General features: G+C 62.3%; 17 protein-coding genes. 5 read left to right on the forward strand and 12 right to left on the reverse strand.

Annotation, left to right across the window (positions count from 1 at the left end; genetic code table 11):
- Positions 1-81: 81 nt before the first annotated feature.
- Both IPM12_11630 and pbpC read right to left on the reverse strand, forming a co-directional pair.
- Complete coding sequence (locus tag IPM12_11630) at positions 82-1,557, reverse strand: S41 family peptidase (protein MBK9148449.1); 1,476 nt, start codon at positions 1,555-1,557, stop codon at positions 82-84.
- Between the two features lie 222 nt (positions 1,558-1,779).
- Entirely contained in the window at positions 1,780-4,062 is a 2,283-nt protein-coding gene (gene pbpC / locus IPM12_11635; protein ID MBK9148450.1) for a penicillin-binding protein 1C, read from the reverse strand.
- A 148-nt stretch (positions 4,063-4,210) separates the two neighbouring features.
- Here pbpC and IPM12_11640 point away from each other — a divergent pair, with 148 nt between their 5' ends.
- Positions 4,211-5,854: a trypsin-like peptidase domain-containing protein gene (locus IPM12_11640; GenBank protein MBK9148451.1), complete on the forward strand. Its 1,644-nt coding sequence runs from the start codon at positions 4,211-4,213 to the stop codon at positions 5,852-5,854.
- A gap of 3 nt (positions 5,855-5,857) precedes the next feature.
- On the opposite strand, the gene IPM12_11645 is transcribed toward IPM12_11640, so the two are convergent.
- The 7 genes from IPM12_11645 to IPM12_11675 all read right to left on the reverse strand — a co-directional run bounded on the left by IPM12_11645 (position 5,858) and on the right by IPM12_11675 (position 10,336).
- Positions 5,858-6,736: a ParB/RepB/Spo0J family partition protein gene (locus IPM12_11645; GenBank protein ID MBK9148452.1), complete on the reverse strand. Its 879-nt coding sequence runs from the start codon at positions 6,734-6,736 to the stop codon at positions 5,858-5,860.
- Positions 6,737-6,750: 14 nt separating this feature from the next.
- Complete coding sequence (locus IPM12_11650) at positions 6,751-7,566, reverse strand: ParA family protein (GenBank protein MBK9148453.1); 816 nt, start codon at positions 7,564-7,566, stop codon at positions 6,751-6,753.
- A 38-nt stretch (positions 7,567-7,604) separates the two neighbouring features.
- Complete coding sequence (locus IPM12_11655) at positions 7,605-8,282, reverse strand: metal-dependent hydrolase (GenBank protein ID MBK9148454.1); 678 nt, start codon at positions 8,280-8,282, stop codon at positions 7,605-7,607.
- Positions 8,283-8,402: 120 nt separating this feature from the next.
- Entirely contained in the window at positions 8,403-8,795 is a 393-nt protein-coding gene (locus IPM12_11660; protein ID MBK9148455.1) for a DUF1987 domain-containing protein, read from the reverse strand.
- 138 nt (positions 8,796-8,933) lie between these two features.
- A complete protein-coding gene (locus IPM12_11665) occupies positions 8,934-9,338 on the reverse strand; it encodes a hypothetical protein (protein MBK9148456.1) in 405 nt (134 codons plus the stop codon).
- Positions 9,335-9,865, reverse strand: a complete 531-nt coding sequence (locus tag IPM12_11670; protein ID MBK9148457.1) for a tetratricopeptide repeat protein — start codon at positions 9,863-9,865, stop codon at positions 9,335-9,337. Before IPM12_11670 ends, IPM12_11665 begins: the two co-directional genes overlap by 4 nt.
- Before the next feature lie 15 nt (positions 9,866-9,880).
- Entirely contained in the window at positions 9,881-10,336 is a 456-nt protein-coding gene (locus IPM12_11675; protein ID MBK9148458.1) for a hypothetical protein, read from the reverse strand.
- Positions 10,337-10,401: 65 nt separating this feature from the next.
- Here IPM12_11675 and IPM12_11680 point away from each other — a divergent pair, with 65 nt between their 5' ends.
- Positions 10,402-11,589 (forward strand): hypothetical protein, encoded by a 1,188-nt coding sequence (locus tag IPM12_11680; GenBank protein MBK9148459.1) that lies wholly within the window; start codon positions 10,402-10,404, stop codon positions 11,587-11,589.
- Positions 11,590-11,604: 15 nt separating this feature from the next.
- Here the strand turns inward: IPM12_11680 and IPM12_11685 are convergent, their stop codons facing one another.
- The gene (locus IPM12_11685; GenBank protein MBK9148460.1) at positions 11,605-12,087 is read right to left on the reverse strand and encodes a nuclear transport factor 2 family protein; all 483 of its coding nucleotides are present in this window, start codon (positions 12,085-12,087) and stop codon (positions 11,605-11,607) included.
- Positions 12,088-12,256: 169 nt separating this feature from the next.
- Here IPM12_11685 and IPM12_11690 point away from each other — a divergent pair, with 169 nt between their 5' ends.
- The 3 genes from IPM12_11690 to IPM12_11700 all read left to right on the forward strand — a co-directional run bounded on the left by IPM12_11690 (position 12,257) and on the right by IPM12_11700 (position 14,783).
- The gene (locus tag IPM12_11690; protein ID MBK9148461.1) at positions 12,257-12,769 is read left to right on the forward strand and encodes a carboxypeptidase regulatory-like domain-containing protein; all 513 of its coding nucleotides are present in this window, start codon (positions 12,257-12,259) and stop codon (positions 12,767-12,769) included.
- 113 nt (positions 12,770-12,882) lie between these two features.
- Positions 12,883-13,380 carry a DinB family protein gene (locus IPM12_11695; protein MBK9148462.1) on the forward strand — a complete coding sequence of 166 codons (498 nt, stop codon included), beginning with the start codon at positions 12,883-12,885 and terminating at the stop codon, positions 13,378-13,380.
- Between the two features lie 56 nt (positions 13,381-13,436).
- Positions 13,437-14,783, forward strand: coding sequence for a DoxX family protein (locus IPM12_11700; protein ID MBK9148463.1), 1,347 nt, complete (start codon positions 13,437-13,439; stop codon positions 14,781-14,783).
- Here the strand turns inward: IPM12_11700 and IPM12_11705 are convergent.
- Together IPM12_11705 and uvrA are read right to left on the reverse strand one after the other, a co-directional pair.
- Positions 14,780-15,520: a TIGR00730 family Rossman fold protein gene (locus IPM12_11705; GenBank protein ID MBK9148464.1), complete on the reverse strand. Its 741-nt coding sequence runs from the start codon at positions 15,518-15,520 to the stop codon at positions 14,780-14,782. The genes IPM12_11700 and IPM12_11705 overlap by 4 nt on opposite strands.
- Before the next feature lie 77 nt (positions 15,521-15,597).
- The gene (gene uvrA, locus IPM12_11710; GenBank protein ID MBK9148465.1) at positions 15,598-18,453 is read right to left on the reverse strand and encodes an excinuclease ABC subunit UvrA; all 2,856 of its coding nucleotides are present in this window, start codon (positions 18,451-18,453) and stop codon (positions 15,598-15,600) included.
- Positions 18,454-18,466: the final 13 nt, after the last annotated feature.

The following is an 18,466-nucleotide window of genomic DNA, read 5'->3' on the forward strand; positions in this document are numbered from 1 at the left end:
GCCTTTTTCGGTGATTGGGGGGCGAAAATAGGGGAAGGCCCGCCGAACCGGCGGGCCTTAACGATTCATTCAAGAAGTGGGTCAGCGTGACATGCCCAGGCGCTGGAAGCTGTTGTCGGAGAGTGCCTCCAAGGCCTTCTGGAAGCTGCGGTCAACCAGGTTCTCCGCATTGATCACCTGCCAATAGGCTGAGGTGTCCCAGAGATCGCGCGCCACCAGGGCCTTCAGCCGCAGGGCAATGAGCGCCCTGGAGCGGGCGAGGCCCTCACGGTCTTCGGCGATGCCATCCTTTCCTGCATAAGCGACCAAGGCCTCCATCATGACGTCGCCTACCTGATACGATTCCTTGAAGGCCTCGACACCGGCGTATCGCCGAAGCAGGTCCTCACGGTTGTCATCGACATAGGTGAGGGCGAAGGTGTTCAGCACGCCCTTGCGCACCAATTGGCCGAAATAGCCGCTGCTCTGGGTGGTATCGATCGGCACGAAGACGTCAGGCATGATGCCACCGCCTCCGAATACCACCCGCTTGTTCATGGTGTAGTATTTCACCGTGTCGCCATGCGCGGCATTTTCATCGCCGGTAAGCTCGCCATTGGCCAACCGCTGGCTCTTTTCCTTTCGGTAGGCCTCCACGCCCTCTTCGTAGGGCTTCTGGATGCAACGGCCGCTGGGCGTGTAATAACGGCTCACGGTGAGGCGCACCGCACTGCCATCGGGCAGCATCACAGGCCGCTGCACAAGCCCCTTCCCAAAGCTCCTTCGGCCGATCACCATGCCCCGGTCCCAATCCTGAACGGCCCCGCTCACAATCTCGCTGGCGCTGGCGCTTCCTTCATCCACCAGCACCACCAGCCGGCCTTTCTCGAACCGTCCCTCCTTGGTGGAGTAAGTGTCCTCGCGCGGCGAGGTGCGGCCTTGGGTGTATACGATCAGCTTCCGGTCGCCCAGGAATTCGTCGCTCATCTCGATCGCCGTGCGCAGATAGCCGCCGCCATTGCCTTGCAGGTCCAGGATCAGGTCCTGCATGCCCATGGCTTTCAGTTCATCGAGCTTCTCGCGGAACTCCTTCATGGTGGTTGCGCTGAATCGGCTCACCTTGATGTAGCCCACATGCGGCGCGGCCATGTACGAGGCCTCGACGCTGAAGATGGGGATCTTGTCCCGGATGATCGCGAATTCCAGCGGCGCCGTCTCATTCCTTCGGGCTATGTGCACCATGACCTTGGAGCCCTTCTTCCCGCGCAGCCGCTTCATCACATCGCTGTTCTTGAAACCCACGCCGGCCGCGTTCTCGCCATCAATGCTCAGGATGCGGTCGCCGGCGCGGATCCCCAGCCGCTCGCTCGGACCGCCCGGGATGGCATCCACTACCATGATCGTGTCCTTCACGATGTTGAATTGTATCCCGACGCCTTCGAAATTGCCCTTGAGCGGCTCATTCACCTCTTCAAGCTCCTCCTTGGGGATATAGATGGAATGCGGATCGAGCTCCTCCAGCATGCGCACAATAGCGGCATCAACCAGCTCCTTCCGATCCACATCATCCACATACATGCGGTCGATGTGATAGAGGAGCGACTCCAATTTGCCTATCGTGGCCGGGTCTTGTGAGCTGGGCGGGGTCTGGGACCGAACAAGACCGGTGCAAAAGACCACTGCGGCCAATGCGGCAGAGCGTGCGTAGTTCATCTGTGCTTCAGGGAATCGGACGACAATGTAACGGATGCGCGAAGGGCTCGGTTGCCTGCGTTCCCGGCAAGCATCGCACCGCGCGTGTCATTCGCGCGCGGAAACGGTCCGGAATCCGACCTCGATTTGCGCGCCATCATCATCCGTGAGCGTCAGTCTATGCTCACCATCCGGGATGCGGGCTGTGATCTGGTGCGGAGCGGTCGTGCTTGCCCGATAGCGGCCGTCGAGGTCCCAATGCACACGAGCATATGGCGTGCGGTGAGCGGCCCGCAGGACCAGCTGCCCCGATTCGCCGTCGAGCAAGGTGGGCAGGTACAAGGTGGCGCCGTGTTCGGGATAAATCATCTGCATGGGCAGGTCCAAAGCTGGGACCGTGCTTTCCAGAACAGGAGGCAACGGACGGTACGCTGGATGGTGCTGGATGAAATAATGCTCCATGGCCGGCGGAAGCGAGAACCAGGAAATCCCGCGCGAATCAGCGCTGGGAGCCACCCGATGTGTGCCATCGCGGTTGACGACGATGCGCACGTGGAAAGGGCAGGGAGCTGTTCGCCAGGCTTCGCGAAGGACCAATCGCTGCACCGTCGCAGGGCAATCCGGTCCGCTACGGTAGCCGCTCACCGGGCATACGGACATGGTATCGAGTGCGTCGAAAGGGGTTTCGAAGCCCGAAGCCCTGGGCAACGCGCCGAACACATCGAAGAGCATGGGGGCCGCAGCCAAAGTGCCAGTAAGCCCCGGCCTGCCTTCGCCGCTCGCGTTCCCGGACCACACACCCACGGCGAACCGGCTATTCACGCCGATGGCCCAGGCATCGCGATGCCCGAAGCTGGTGCCGGTCTTCCAAGCAATGCTGTGCTCATCGGCGAAGCGCTGCCAGCCGCTCTCCGATTCCGGTCGGTTCACCTGTTGCAGCGCATGCAGCGTGTGGTGGATGGCGCCAGGCCCGAGCGGTGGTGCTCCCGGTGGCTGTTCAGTGGCTTTGTCTGAATGGAACGAAGGTGCATGCACTGCGCCTAGGAGCGATTGCGGACCGCCGCTGTACCGCTGCACCACGCGGGCCAGGCTGGCATACGCACCTGTGAGTTCCCACAAGCTGCTTTCGCCGCCACCCACGATCAAGGATAGTCCGTAGTGTCCGGCAGAGCGATCGAGTCCGAGCATCCCCATGGCCACCAGCATTCGGCGGGTGCGCTCCACCCCGTGCTCGCGGAGCGCTCTCACCGCCGGCACATTCAGCGATCGGGCCAGCGCCGCTGATGCCGGAACTGCCCCGCTGAACCGGCCATCGTGGTTCCGCGGCGAGAACCCGTCGTAGCTCGTGGGCAAGTCGGCCACGAGCTGATCGGGCATGCGTTCACCGGATTGCAGCATGGCCGCATGCAGGAATGGCTTCAGCAAGCTGCCCGTGCTCCGTTGGGCGCGAATCATGTCCACCTCGGCTTGCCGCTCCGCATCGGGAAGGTTGCCTACGTACGCCAGCGCCTCGCCGCTCTCCACATCAATCACCAGCACGGCGGCATTGTGCACCTCGTTAGCGCGCAGCGCAGCACCGTACCGGCCGGCGATTTCCGTGATCCGCGTCTGCAGATCGGGATCAATGGTGCTCCGGATTCGCTGTCCGCCGAAGCCCGTGGCCTGCAACGAGCCGAGCAGATGGGGAGCCAGCCGCGGCATGGGCATGGGCGAATCGGGGAGGGGCTCTTCGCTGGCGAGCGACCATTCCAGGCTATCGATTGCATGCACGGCCAGCAGCCGGTCGAGCAATCGGTTGCGCTTGGCGAGCAGCGCGCTGCGGTTGCGCCCCGGATGGATGCGGGCAGGCGCGTTGGGCAGCACGGCCAGCGTGGCGCATTCGGCCCAGCTCAGCTGGTACGCTGCTTTCCCGTACCAGCGCCAGGCCGCGGCGTCGAGGCCCACGACATTGCCGCCGAACGGGGCATTGGCGGCATGCAGCAGCAGGATCTCCTCCTTGGTGAACCGGAGTTCGAGCCGCAGGGCAAGGCCCATCTCCAGCAGTTTGTTCCCGATCGACCGCTTCTTGCGGCTCAAAGCCATCCGCGCCACCTGCATGGTAATCGTGCTGCCGCCGCTTACGGTCCGGCCCGCTTCAATATTCTGTCGAGCCGCCCGAATGAGCGATGGCAATCGGATGCCCAAGTGCGTATGGAAACGGCGATCCTCGAACTCGAGCAAGCAGCGCTCGAAGCGCCAAGGGGTGCTATCGGGCGCTGGCATGCGCCATTGGCCATCACGGGCCACCGTAGCACCGAGCAGCCGCCCATCCTGCGCGAGAAGCACCGTGCTCAGCGGTGCATCGAAGAGCGGTGCCATCGGCCACCACTTCGCCCAAGCGAACAATGCCATGAATGCCATCAAGGGCCAACGGATGCGACAGGCCACCCGACCCACGCGACTGAGCGATCGATGGAGGATTGGCTTCCCCGTCACGGCGGCAAGTTGGAACGCTCGCGCCAACGGTCCGACTACTTTCGCCCGCTTCATCAACGGATCCATGCGCGCACTACTGCTCCTCAACGTCGGTCTTGCCTTCTTCTTGTCATCGGCGAAAGCCCAGGAAACCACAGGCGCCATTCCGCTGAGCGTGGCTTTGGGCCTCGATTCCGAGGCGGTTCCTTCCGCATATGCCCAACCATTCGACCCGGATGCCGCCGCCATGGCCGACGGGCAGCGGGAGGCCGAAGGCAAGGTGCCGCTCTACGGGCGGTTCGTGGCCTGTGAGGCGGCGCTCCCCTCGCATGGGCTATGGACGGAACTGCCCGGTGGCGACCGTATCTGGCGCTTGGAGGTGGTTTCGCCGGGGGCCTTATCCGTGGAACTGTTCTTCGAGGACGTGCATCTGCCGAACGGTGCACAGGTGCACGTGATCGGGCCCGATGGCGGCATGTGGTTCGGTGGATACACCGCGGCCCATGTGCGTGATGGGCTGCTGAGTACGGACCTTGTCGTAGGCGAGCGATGCGTGATCGAATACCATGAGCCTGCTGCGGTGCGTGGCGAAGGCTCCCTGATGCTGAGCCGATTGGCGCACGGCTACCGCTCGGTTTCCGTCCGTGGACCCGGATCGCGCTCCGGAGAATGCCAGGTGGATGTGGCCTGCTCCGAAGCGGATGCTTGGCAGGACCAGGTGCGTTCAGTGATGCGTATCCGCGTGGTGGATCCAGTCGGCGTGGGCTTCTGCACCGGGGTGCTCATGAACAACAGCGCTCAGGACTGCAAGCCTTACGTGCTCACGGCGAACCATTGCACCATGGACAGCAACACCGGCAATTTCTCCAGCTTTCAGTTCCGATGGAATTACCAGCAGAGCATTTGTGACGGCACCAGCACCACCATCAACGGTTTCAATGTGGTGGGCTGCACCCGCCGCGCCGATAGCAACGATAATGGAGGAGACAACGGCTCCGATTTCACGCTGGTGGAGCTCAACGCACCTGTTCCGGCCTCTGTGAATGCGTACTACGCCGGCTGGGATGCCGTCAACACCGCACCGGCCGGCGGGGTGTGCATACATCATCCCGATGGCGACTACAAGAAGATCAGCACCTTCACCTCCACGGCGGCGAGCACATCATGGGGCGGCCCCACCGGCACGCATTGGCGCGTGACCTGGGCGCCCACCCTGCATGGCCATGGGGTCACCGAAGGCGGCTCTTCGGGATCGCCACTCTTCAATTCGGCCAAGCGCGTGGTGGGCACGCTCACGGGCGGCTCCAGTTTCTGCGATTCGCCTACCGCGCCGGATTATTACGGCAAGATGAGCTACCACTTCGGCACGGGCAATCCGAATCCTACCGCCGAGGAACTCAAGTTCTGGCTCGCACCGGTCTTCAATGTGACCTCGCTCAACGGCAGCAGCAATCCCTGCGCGACCATCGGCATCCAAGAACGAATGCTGCCGAATCCTGAAGTATCGCCGAATCCTTCGAGCGATCAGTTCACCGTGCTGCTGCCCGAGGCCATCGCTGAAGCCGACGCATGGGAGGCGCGCGACCTCGCTGGCCGGACGATTTCGCTGGGGCGCGTGACCGGCAAGCGGTTCGTGGTGGATGCGAGCGACTGGAGCGAAGGCGTCTACTTGCTTATCGCGCGGTCGGGCGCTGAGCCCGTGGGTGCCGTACGGCTGGTGAAGCAATGAGCCTCAGCCCAGGACCTTCTTCAGCCGCTCGAGTTCCTGCTTGCTCTTGAAGCCGATCTCGATCGTGCCCCGCCCGGTTGCGTCCGCTTTCACCGTGACGCGGCTGCCGAGCTGCTCGGTCAGCTGTGCGCTCAGTTCCTTGTCGTAGCGGGGCCGCGCGGTCGGCGCCGGGCGCTTGATCCCGGGAACTGGCGCGAGGCCGCGCGCCAGGTCTTCCACCTGCCGAACGCTCAGCTGGCTCTCCACGATCTTGTGGAACAGCGCCACCTGGCGGCCGGGTTCGCTGATGGTGATGAGCGCCCGGGCATGCCCCATGCCGATGCTGCGGTTGCGAAGGCCCAGTTGCACTTCAGGCTGCAGCTTGAGGAGGCGCAGGTAGTTGCTCACGGTCGCGCGGTCCTTACCCACCTTCTCGCTCAGTTTCTCGTGCGTGAGGCTCACTTCATCGATCAGGCGCTGGAAGCTCACAGCCACCTCAATGGGGTCGAGCTCTTCGCGCTGGATGTTCTCCACGAGTGCCATTTCCAGCATGGCCTCGTCGTTGGCCACGCGCACGTACGCCGGCACTTCGGCGAGGCCTGCCAGCTGCGATGCCCGGAAGCGCCGCTCACCGCTGATGAGCTGGAAGCGCTCATACCCCACCTTTCGCACGGTCACGGGCTGGATCACGCCATGCTCACGGATGCTCTGAGCGAGCTCGGCCAGGGCCTCTTCGCTGAAGTGGGCGCGCGGCTGGAACGGATTGGGCTCGATCTGGGCCACCGGAAGCATGGTGGTGCCGCCCATGGGGCGTTGCGACGCGGAGTCCCGCGCAGTGATGTCGGCCGCAGGTTCATCGAGCAGCGCGCTCAAGCCCCGTCCCAGTCCTTTCTTCTTGATCATGCTCGGCTCGTTGTTCATTCGATGGCATCGGTCGCCATCACGCGTTCACTGTCCGGGATGAGCGTGAGGCTGTTCTTCTGAAGGATCTCGCGGGCAAGGTTGAGGTAATTGGTGGCGCCCTTGCTGCTGGCATCGTGCATGATGATGCTTTTGCCGTGGCTTGGCGCCTCACCCAAGGCCACGTTGCGATGGATCACCGTATCGAAGACCAGCTGCTGGAAATGGGTCTTCACCTCGTCCACCACTTGGTTCGCAAGGCGAAGGCGGCTGTCGTACATGGTGAGCAGCATGCCTTCGATGGTGAGCTCCGGGTTCAACCGCTGCTGCACGATCTTGATGGTGTTGAGCAGCTTCCCGAGCCCTTCCAGCGCAAAATACTCGCATTGCACCGGCACGATCACGCTATCCGAGCAGGTGAGGCTGTTCACCGTGACGAGACCCAGTGAGGGCGAGCAATCGATGATGATGAAATCGTAGTGGTCGCGCAGGGGCTCCAGCACCTTCTTCATTTGCTGCTCGCGCTCGGGCATGTCAATCATCTCGATCTCAGCGCCCACCAGGTCGATGTGGCCGGGCAGCAGGTCGAGGCCGGGGTTGTCGGTGCCCACGATCACTTGCTGCGCGGGTGTGCCGTTGATGATGCACTCATAGATGCTGGACTTCACCTGCCGAGGGTCGTGCCCCGTGCCGCTGGTGGCATTGGCTTGCGGATCGGCATCCACGAGAAGGGTGCGGCGCTCCAAGGCACCAAGGCTGGCTGCGAGGTTGATCGCGGTGGTGGTCTTGCCCACGCCGCCTTTCTGGTTCACGATGGAGATGATCTTGGCCATTGGGTTGGTGATTGGTTGGGGCGGCGGATTCGCCGCCCTTACAGTTGTATGGTCTCGCCGATCCCAGGCAGAAGCAGCGTGATCTTCGCTTGGGCGAAGGCCTCGATGGCCGCCTGGGTGTCGATGACGATGGGAGGGAAGGTGTTGTAGTGGATGCCGATAACGGTTTTCACGCCCATGAGCAGAGCTGCTTCAATGGCGTCAGCTATGCCCATGGTGAAGTGGTCGCCGATGGGCAAGCAGGCAAATCGCAGGTTGAAGGGCTTCAGCAATTGCATGTCCATGGTCAGGGCTGTGTCACCGGCGTGGTGAAACGATCCCTCGGCTCCAGTTACCACGAAACCGCCGGGATTTCCGCCGTAACTGCCATCGGGCAACTGGCTGCTGTGCAGGGCGGTTGTGTACTTCAGGCGGAAGGGACCCACCGAAGCCGAACCGCCGATGTTCAGGCCCACGGTTTTCGCGACCCCCTTCTTCTCGAACCAGGTCGCGATCTCATAATTGCTTACGAGCACGGCGCCTGTACGCTTGGCGATCGGCTCGGCATCCAGCAGATGGTCGCCATGGCCGTGGGTGATCAGGATTTCCGTGGCCGGTATCCGGTCCAGCACGATTCCTCCGGCCAAGGGATTGCCCGTGATGAACGGATCGAAGAGCACATCGTGTCCGCTCGCATTCACGCCGATACAGGAATGTCCGTAGTAAGTGAGCTTCATTCAGGTCGAGCGTGAGCCGTTGGGCCAACGTTTCGGGCGGCACAAAGAACAGGGCGCTTCAGCCTCTGCCGCTGTTGAAAAACCGCCGACTTTTGAACAGGCGTTGGTGCCGAGGATTCGCTAGAAGAGTTCCTTCACCTCAACGAAGTTGAAGTCCAGCCTGAAGAGGCTCTCATAGTCCTTCCCGGTCTCGGCCATTTCCTCATCGCCCGTTTCATAGTGCCAGTTCACGCGCACATGCTGGCCGCGCTCATTCACGGCATCGAGCTTCTGGAAGATATTGTACAGATGCTTGCTCGAGCTGGTGTCCAGGTAATCGAGCTTCATGTTCACCGTGGTCTCCTCCTGGGGTTGCTCCAGGTATTCCTCGATCCAGCGGTACACGCGCGAATAGAACTGCTCGGAGTTGCTCGGCAGCGATCGCCCGATGAACTCCATCACGCCATTGTCGAGGTCGAGGTCGATTTCCGGTGATCGCTCGGTCCGGTCGATGTGGAATCGCTTCGTTTGCATGGCGTTTGTGCTTCGAGCCAAAAATGGGCGCAACGGAGCGGCGCTCGTCCGTCCGGCAGGGCTTGGCATCAACACCTCAACGTGAAGAACGGCGAAGGCCGATGGGATCACCATCGGCCTTCATCCTCTTGGGTGCGTTCAGCGCCCGTTGTAAGCGGTGATGATCTCCCGATCGGTGGGCAGTACGATCTCCGAGTCGTTCGCGCGGCGAACCCAGTAGAGGTACTTGCCGCTGCCTTCGCAGGCATAAGCGCTCATGCTCTCTTCGGGCCCGAGCGCGCGCACGGGGAAGGTGCGCCAGGTTCCGTTCTTCTCCTGCACCGCCACCTTCACCTCGATCACATCGCGGCAGGTGTTCCTGAGGTCCAACTGGTATGTGCCGCTGAAGTCGCGCCTGTAGCCTTCAACGTAATGGAAGCAGTTCTCGCAGGGGGCGCCCCATCGGCTGCTGGTTTTCACCAGGCAATCGGCGTAACTCTGGTCCTGCCCGAAGGCGGATGCGGTGATGATGAGGGCTGCGGTTAGGGTAAGGGTGCGGGTCATTTGCAACGGTTATTTTCGAGGATGATGCGCGCTTCGGCATTGCCGGATCGCTTGCTCTCTTTCCAGTCCTTGCAAGCCCCTGGCTGGTCGCCCATGGCCTTGCGGCTCCAGCCACGGTTATTGTAGGCTTCGCCGTTCCGCCCATCCAGGGCGATTACGCGGTCGAAGTCGGCGATGGCCTCTGCATGCCGGTTCAGTTTGGCCAAGGCGCTGCCTCGGCTCAGGTAAGCCTGCGCGTGCTCGGGCTTCTCTTGGATCACGGCGGTGAAGTCGGCCACCGCCTCCTCATATTGCTTCAGGATGCTCTGGCAGAAGCCGCGGTGCAGGAATGCATTCACATGACCTGGCGAATGGTCCAGCGCATGCGTGTAGGCCACGATGGCCGTGGCGTGGTCTCCGGATCGGTAGGCCTTCTCACCGGCCTTGAAGAAGTCCGCTGCCGGATCGGGCTTGCCGTTGTCGGCGAGGTACTGCGCATGCAGCGAGGAGCTGATGAGCAGGGCGAGCACTGGTGCAATGGATCGCATGGGCTTCTGATAGGGTCAGTTCTTACGCGCGCCGTGCAGCGGGGTTTCCGTTGCGCCGGCCAGGTGATCAGCCAGCAAGGCGCGGAACGCTTCGATCGTGGCCGCCCCGCCGGGATCCTGCAAAGGCCTGGGCAGGTTGCAGCGGCCGGTGAGCCGCACGGTATTCAGCTTGAACAGCTCCTTGGAGAAGCAGCGCTCATGGCCGCCACGGCATTCGAGGATCACAGCATCCTCCTCAGCCGAGAAGTGGATCCGATCTGGATCGATGGAGGCCAGGGGCACGGCATCTTGCCTGAATCGGCCGCTGGCGTCATACAGGTCGATCACGAGTTGAAGGTGCTTGTCGCACTTGAGGATCACGCTGCCGCCAAAGAGAGCATTGAGGCTGTCGAGGCCGGCCGGTTGTGCGTGCGCCCGATGGTGCAGCAGCACCGAGCATAGGATGCAGGTGAGGAGCAGTCGTTGAACCATGCGGGTCGCTCCAACGTACACGGGCTCCTGAGGTTCACCCGCACCTCGGTCCGATCGCCCAACGCATGCTCCGCCACCTGCTCGCCGCACTCCTGCTGATCGTCTCGTCCTCGCTCCTCGCGCAAGGAAGATTCAAGGCGAACGGCCGCGTGAAGATTGAAGGGGGCGATATTTCCGGCGCCCGCGCCGTGGTGTACAAGAACGGCGTGAAGGAGCGAGCCATTTCGACGGGACTGAGCAAATTCGCACTCGAGCTCGACCTGAATGCGAGCTACATCGTGTCGTTCGAGAAAGACGGCTACGTGTCCAAGAAGATTTCCTTCGATACCCGTGTGCCGGCCGATGCCGTTGCGAACGGATTCACGCCTTTCGATTTCGCGGTCTCGCTCTTCAAGCAGTACGACGATATCAATATGGTGGTCTTCAATCAGCCGGTCGGCATGATCCGTTACGACGCATCTGCAGGTGATTTCGACTACGATACGGATTACACCAAGTCGATCCAGTCCCAGATGCAGGAGGCCGTAGCCCTCGTTGAGCAGAAGCAGAAGGATGAGGCGCAGAAAGCCGACTTGGAGGCGAAACGCAAGGCCGACGATGCAAAGGCCCAGGCTAGAGCTGAGGTGGAGGCGAAGAAACAGGCAGCTGCGCAGGAGGCAGCGGCCGCCAAAGCCACCGCTGAAGCTGAACGAAACGCTGCGGCAGCGGCCAAAGCCCAGGCCGAGGTTGACCGTAAGGCGGCCGCTGAAGCCGCCAAGGCTGAGAAAGCCCGCGAAGCCGCGAAGCCACCCGTGGCCAAGGCCGAACCGAAGCCCGCGACCCCCATTGAGCCAAGGATCGAGCGCCCCAGGCCGGTGCCACCGGCACCAGCCCCACAGCGCAATGCACTGGCGGCAGAGCCTGCCAAAAGCCAGGACGAGCGCCGCCGCATTGAACCTGTGCTGGAAGAGGAACCCTCACGCGTGGCACAGGCGCGCACCTATGAGCATCAGGAGAAAAGGCCCGATCACGTTGCGGATCAGGCCGACCTATTCCGCACCGAGGATCTCATCGTCGAAGCAGGCAAGGTGACCACGGTGGTCAAGCTCGAGGTGGGCGGCAAAGTGACCGAGTACCGGCGGGTCTATCACAAATGGGGCGGCGTATTCTACTTCAAGGATGGCGTGGCCTGCACCCAGCTCGTGTACGAATCCGAAGCGTTCCCGGCGCAGGAGCAGCTTGCAGGCGCCTCACCTCGGGGGAAGCTCGACTGATCGAGCCGCCGCGCTTCACTCCCTCAACGGGCCCACCGGACTCAATTCGCATCCTTCGGTCCGGCGCGTGTACGACACGCTCCCGATGCGCCAGCCGTCCGGTCCGAGCACCAAGGTGAACACGTCTATCCCGCAATGCGAGAAACGGCCATTGATATGGAAATCGTAGCGCATCGTTGCCACGGCAATGGGGCCGTCAACGCGCACCACCGGATCCCAGTAGCGCTCGACCAGCCGCTCCTTCCCGGCAACCAACCGCTTCAAGTATTCCTCGAAGCCCGTGACCACCACAGGTTCCGAACCATCGGCTGAGACGATCTGCAGCGTGCCCGCGTGAATCAAGGTTGCTGACATCGCCGCGCTGTCTTGGGCGGTCATCGATGCGAAGAAGCGATCAATCGTCCTAAGGACCGAGGATTCCGTTGGTGGGTCCGCTTGGGCGAACGAAGCCATGGGCGCCAAGGCCAGCCCAAGCAGCAGTTGCAGATGAAGGATCATGCGCCGAAAATACCGGAGCGCCATTCACATTGTAGTGTTGGAAAGCACGGGATCCTTGCGCCGAAGGGCCCAAAGCCCACCTTCTATGTTCGCCCTCCGCTCAAGCCGGTACCGGTCTTCCGGGTCGCTTACCACGACGGCGCAAGCGGGACTCTAAAACGATCATGACATGCGTACGCTGGGATTCCTTGCGCTGTGCCTCGTCTCCTTCCATGCTGAGGCGGCGCGCCTGCAACTCAAAGGCAATGTAACGGATGCATCCTCTCGGCGACCTTTGGCCAATGCGCTGGTGCGGGTGTACAAGAACGGTGTGAAGCAGCATGTGCTGCACACCGGTGCCAACGGCCGCTACGATGTGCTGCTGGACAACGGCGCGGATTACGTGATCCGGTTCTCAATGCCCGGGCGCGTGACCAAGTGCTTCGGGGTGCAGACCCATGGCCCGTCGTGGGCCGATGATCAGAGCGTGACACCGGTTGAGGTTGAAATGACGCTCTTCGAACAGGTCGATGGCTTTGACCTGAGCTTCTTCGATATGCCCATGGGCCTTGCTCGCTTTACCCCGATGACCGGATACCTGAGCTGGAACAAGCCCTACGAAGAGCGCATTCAACCTGAAGCCGCTCGGCTGCAGGCCGAGGCGATGCTGCGCCGCGACCAGGCATTGGCAAAGCATCCTTGATGCGTTTGACATGCAATTGCAACGCAACCGTTCTGAGGCAGCTTTTGCCTTAGGGGCTTTGTCATCCATGCATGAGACTCATGCGGTGGTCGGAAAGGAAACTGCCGTTCGGTATGGGACTAGACGAATGGCCATACTTGTTGGAGCGCTTGCGCGGCATGCCCGCGCGATCGGCACAGCTCCTGAAGGGTGTGCCGATCGAATGCCTGGTACTGCAACAGGATGGTCGATGGAGCGCGATCGGCCATTTGGCGCACATGCTATTCCTGGATCAGCGTTTCCACGGCAGGGTCGATGACTATGAACGTCGCGATCCGGCACTGTGCCGGATCAGCCTCGATGACCAGGATGAGGGCAATAGGCTGGCCGGATTCAGGCAGCCCGGCGATTTGCTCGAAGAGCTCCGTATCGTGCGGCTGAGCCTGGTCAAACGACTTGCTGACATGAATGAGGCCGCGCTTCGGCATCGCGCAACGCACCCATGCATGGGCGCAACCTTGAGCCCTGTGGACATGGCCGTTTGGATCGCTGAGCACGACGACCATCATTTGCTTTCAATCCGCATGTCGCTCGGCGAGCGCTTCAACGACTGGGCGCTAAAGGGCTGTTAACGGCAGTCAAGCCCCGACGTCGCCTTCTATCTTCGGCGCCATTCAATAAGCAGGTAATGCGCGCACTGGTACTCATCTGCCGGCTGATCGTCGGTTCGCTCTTCATCGTCAGCGGCCTCATCAAGGCGAATGATCCGTTGGGCTTCTCCTATAAGCTGCAGGAGTATTTCGCCGAGAGCGCGCTGAACCTTCCAGCGTTCGAGCCGTTCGCGCTGGTGCTCGGCATCCTGGCTTGCATCGCCGAGGTGGTCCTGGGCTTCGCGGTGCTATATGGCGGCAGGCTTCGGCTGGCGGCCATCGCGCTGGTGGTGCTCACGGTGTTCTTCGGATGGCTCACGCTGTACACGGCCACTTGCGATCCGCAAGGAACCTATTCGGTCGTGGTCAATGGCGCTGCCGAAGAGCGACCAGTGACCTGCGTGACCGATTGCGGCTGTTTCGGCGATGCCATGAAGGGCAGCGTGGGCCGGAGCCTCACACCTTGGGAGAGCTTCTACAAGGATGCGATCCTATTCGTGCTCATCATCCCAATCCTCATCCATGCGTTCCGCTCCAAGGGTGCTTCATGGAACACCAAGGCCGACGATATGATACTCTTGCCGGGAGGCTTGCTGTTCGTAGCGGTGTGGAGCTGGATCTTCACCTGGTGGGGGCCGGTTTGGTTCACCCTGCTCGGCTACCTCGGGTATGCGCTGATCAAGAGGGCCGTGCAAGGCATCAAGGCAGAGTGGCTCACGGCGGGTTGGGTCGCCTTGCTTACGCTCGTGTTCGCCTGGTGGTGCTATGCGCACCTTCCGGTGCGCGACTACCGGCCATATGCCGTTGGTAAGAGCATCACGGAGCAGCGCGTGAGCAAGCCCGCAGTGAACCAGATCTTCATGAGCTATAAGAATTTGACTACCGGCAAGGTGGAGGAGTTCGATACGGCCAAGCCTTACCCGTGGGACGACCCCAACTATGAGGAAGTGAAGGAGAGCATGCGCATCGTTGAACTGGAAGCCGGCGAGCCTTCGCCCGTTCAGGATTTCCGCCTCGTGGACCGTGATGGCTATGAGCTAACGGACGATGTGCTCAATGAGGCCTCGCCGGTGCTGCTGGTGGCAGCCTACAACCTCAAGAAGGCCGACCCCTCGAACCTGAAGGCCATCGCGCAACTGGCCGATGATGCCCAGCGCAAGGGCTGGTACGTGTACGGTGTCACCACCAACGGATGGACCGATGTGGATGAGTTCCGCCATGACCATCAGCTTGCCTTCGAATTCGTGCAATGCGACGAGAAGGTGATCAAGACCATGGTGAGGGCCAATCCGGGCGTGCTGCTGCTGCAACAGGGCACCGTGAAGGGCATCTGGCATGGGAACGATGCGCCTTCGCTGGGCGAGGCCGAAGCGATACTGGATTAGAAGTTCGGCTTCAGCATGTACTTGCTGTAGAACGCATTGATCGCGGCAACAGCCTCCTCGGGCTTATCCACCACGCTGAAGAGCTCCATGTCCTCCAGGTTGATGTAGGCATGCTTGCTTCCCATGGTCTGGGTGATCCAATCCATCAGCCCCTGCCAGTACTTCCTGCCGACGAGGATGATGGGGAAGCGCGCGATCTTCTGCGTCTGTATGAGCGTGAGGGCCTCGAAGAGCTCGTCGAGCGTGCCGAATCCGCCGGGCAGCACGATGAAGCCCTGCGAGTACTTGGTGAACATCACCTTGCGCACGAAGAAATAGTCGAAGTGGAGGCTCTTCTCCTTATCGATGTACGGGTTCGATGATTGCTCGAAGGGGAGCTCGATGTTGAGGCCCACGCTGGTGCCGCCGCCGCGCTGCGCGCCCTTGTTGGCGGCCTCCATGATGCCAGGGCCGCCGCCCGTGATCACACCGTAGCCGTTGCCCGTGAGCTGGAATGCGATCTCTTCCGCCAGCTTGTACTCGGGGGCCTCAGCCGTGGTGCGGGCGCTGCCGAAGATGCTCACGCACGGGCGGATTCGCTGCAAGGCCTCGAAGCCCTCGACGAACTCGCTCATGATCTTGAAGATCGCCCAGCTGTCGTTCGCCTTGATCTCGTTCCACCCTTTGCGCTTGAAGGCGCGCTGGATGCGGCGCTCGCTCTCCGCATTCGCGCTCGGTTCCTTTTTCAATCTGCTCATGGTGCTAAGGTCGCTGCGCGAGGCAAATGGGTGCGGCGCCGGACCGGCCGGTTATCAACCCCATGCAACGGACAAGCTCAGGCGGGCAATTCCGCCTTGAGGTAAGGCCAGGTATGTCCCCGCCCCATGAGCACCACTTCCTCGGGCGTTCCGCGCGCCACGATCATGCCGCCGCCGGCGCCGCCTTCCGGCCCCATGTCGATCACATGATCGGCCACCTTCATCACATCGAGGTTATGCTCGATCACGAGCACGGTGTTGCCTTGGTCCACCAGGCGCTGAAGCACGCTGATCAGCTGCTTCACATCATCGAAGTGCAGTCCCGTAGTGGGCTCGTCGAGGATGTAGAAGGTGTTGCCGGTGCCCTTCTTGGTGAGCTCGGTGGCCAGCTTGATCCGCTGCGCTTCGCCGCCGCTGAGCGTGGTGCTGCTCTGGCCCAGCTTCACGTAGCCCAGGCCCACATCGAGCAGGGTGCGCAGCTTCTGGTTGATCTGCGGGATGTCCGCGAAGTGGCCGGCAGCCTCCTCCACCGGCATGTCCAGCACATCGGCGATGCTCTTGCCCTTGAAGCGCACCTCGAGGGTCTCGCGGTCGTAGCGCTTGCCGCGGCAGGCCTCGCAGGGCACATGCACGGCGGGCAGGAAGTTCATCTCAATGGTGCGCACACCGGCGCCTTTGCAGGTCTCGCATCGGCCGCCGGCCGTATTGAAGCTGAACCGACCGCTCTTGTACCCGCGGATCTTGGCGCTGGGCAATTGCGCGTAAAGCTCACGGATGTGGTCGAAGAGGCCGGTGTAGGTGGCGGGGTTGCTGCGCGGGGTGCGGCCGATCGGGCTCTGGTCCACCTCGATCACCTTGTCGATGTGCTCGAGGCCCTTGATGCGGTGGTAGGGCAGGGGGTGGGCATCGCTGCGGTAGAAGTGCTTGCTCAGGATCGGGTACAGCGTGTCGCCGATGAGCGTGCTCTTGCCGCTGCCGCTCACGCCGGTCACGCAGATGAAGGTGCCCAGCGGGAAGTCCGCGTCGATTTCTTTCAGGTTGTTGCCTTTGGCCCCGAACAGGGTCAAGCGCTTGCCATTGCCATGGCGTCGAACGGCGGGCACTTCGATGCGCAGCTCATTGCGGAGGTAGCGTGCCGTCACGCTGTCGCCCTGCGCCAGGTGCTCCGGGTGCCCTTGAGCCACGATGCGCCCCCCGTGCTCGCCGGCGCCCGGCCCGATGTCGATCAGGTGGTCGGCGCTTAGCATCATCTCCTTGTCATGCTCTACCACCAGCACGCTGTTGCCGCCATCGCGCAGGTTGCGCAGGCTGCCGATCAGGCGCTGGTCATCGCGTTGATGCAAGCCGATGCTGGGCTCGTCGAGGATGTAGAGCACGCCGGTGAGCTGGCTGCCTATCTGCGTGGCTAGTCGGATCCGTTGCGCCTCTCCGCCGCTGAGCGAGCGCGCGCTGCGGTCGAGCGTGAGGTATTCCAGTCCCACATCGAGCAGGAAGCCGCTGCGCGCGGTGATCTCCTTCACCACTTCCTTGGCGATGATGGCCTTGTTTCCCTCGAGCCGGTCAACGAGGCCTTTCATGAAGCCGTGCAGCTCCGTGAAGGAGCACTGCGCCAGCTCGCTGATGTTCTTGCCATCGATGCGGAAGTGCAATGCGGTCCTCTTCAGACGCGCGCCCTGGCACTCGGGGCAGGTGACCATGTGCGTGAAGCCGGAGGCCCATTTCTGCGCGGTCTTCGGACCTTCTTCGGCCTGCTCCAGGATGAAGGGGATGATGCCCTCGAACTGCACGGTGCGGTCACTCAGTCCCACGCTGCTGCTTACGCGCAAAGGCTCGTCCATGCCGTTGAGGAGCGCGGCGAGCACCGCGTCGTCCATCTCCTCCACGGGCGTGTCAAGGTCATGGCCGAAGGAACTGAGCACCGCTTCGATCTGCTTGAATACCCAGGAGCCCTTGGCGCTGCCGACCGGCACGATGGCGCCTTTGCGGATGCTCTTCTTCCGGTCAGGCACGATCTTGTCCAGCGCCACCTCGGTCACCTGGCCCAGGCCGCTGCAGCGTGGGCACGCGCCGTACGGGCTGTTGAAGCTGAAGAGATTCGGCTCTGGCTCTTCGTAGGCGATTCCCGTGGTCGGGCACATGAGGTGCCTGCTCAGGAAGCGCGGCTGGTGCTGGCCCTTGGCTTCAACGACCATCAGGTTGCCCTTGCCGTGCTTCATGGCGATCCCGATGGTCTCAGCGAGCCGTTTTGCGCCCCCTTCATTCACCTTGATGCGGTCCACCACGAGTTCGATGTCGTGCACCTTGTAGCGGTCGAGCCGCGGGCGCGAGGTGAGGTCCAGGACCTCACCATCGGCGCGCGCGCGCAGGAACCCCTGGCGCAGCAGCTGCTCGAAGAGCTCGCGGTAATGGCCCTTGCGCCCGCGCACCAGCGGCGCGAGCACCAGCACCTCCTTGCCCGCATAGGCCTCGCTCACCAGGTTGATGATCTGCTGATCGGTGTAGCGCACCATGGCTTCACCGGTCTCGTAGCTGAAGGCATCGGCGATCCGCGCATAGAGCAGGCGCAGCAGGTCGTAGATCTCCGTCACGGTGCCCACGGTGCTGCGCGGGTTGCGGCTGATGGTCTTCTGCTCGATGGCAATCACCGGGCTCAGTCCGGTGATCAGGTCCACGTCAGGCCGTTCGATCCCGCCGAGGAACTGACGGGCATACGCGTTGAAGGTCTCGATGTACCGGCGCTGTCCTTCGGCGTGTATTGTGTCGAAGGCCAAAGAGCTCTTGCCGCTCCCGCTCAGGCCGGTGATCACCACCAGCTGGTCGCGCGGGATGCGCACATCGATGCCCTTGAGGTTGTGCACCCGGGCGCCGAGCACTTCGATGTGGTCATCGGCGTGGGCGCCGTTGCCGTTGGATTGGGGCGATGTTGCGTTCACGGAGCGGACCGTA

It is taken from the genome of Flavobacteriales bacterium (assembly GCA_016716605.1).
GTDB lineage: Bacteria > Bacteroidota > Bacteroidia > Flavobacteriales_F > PHOS-HE28 > PHOS-HE28.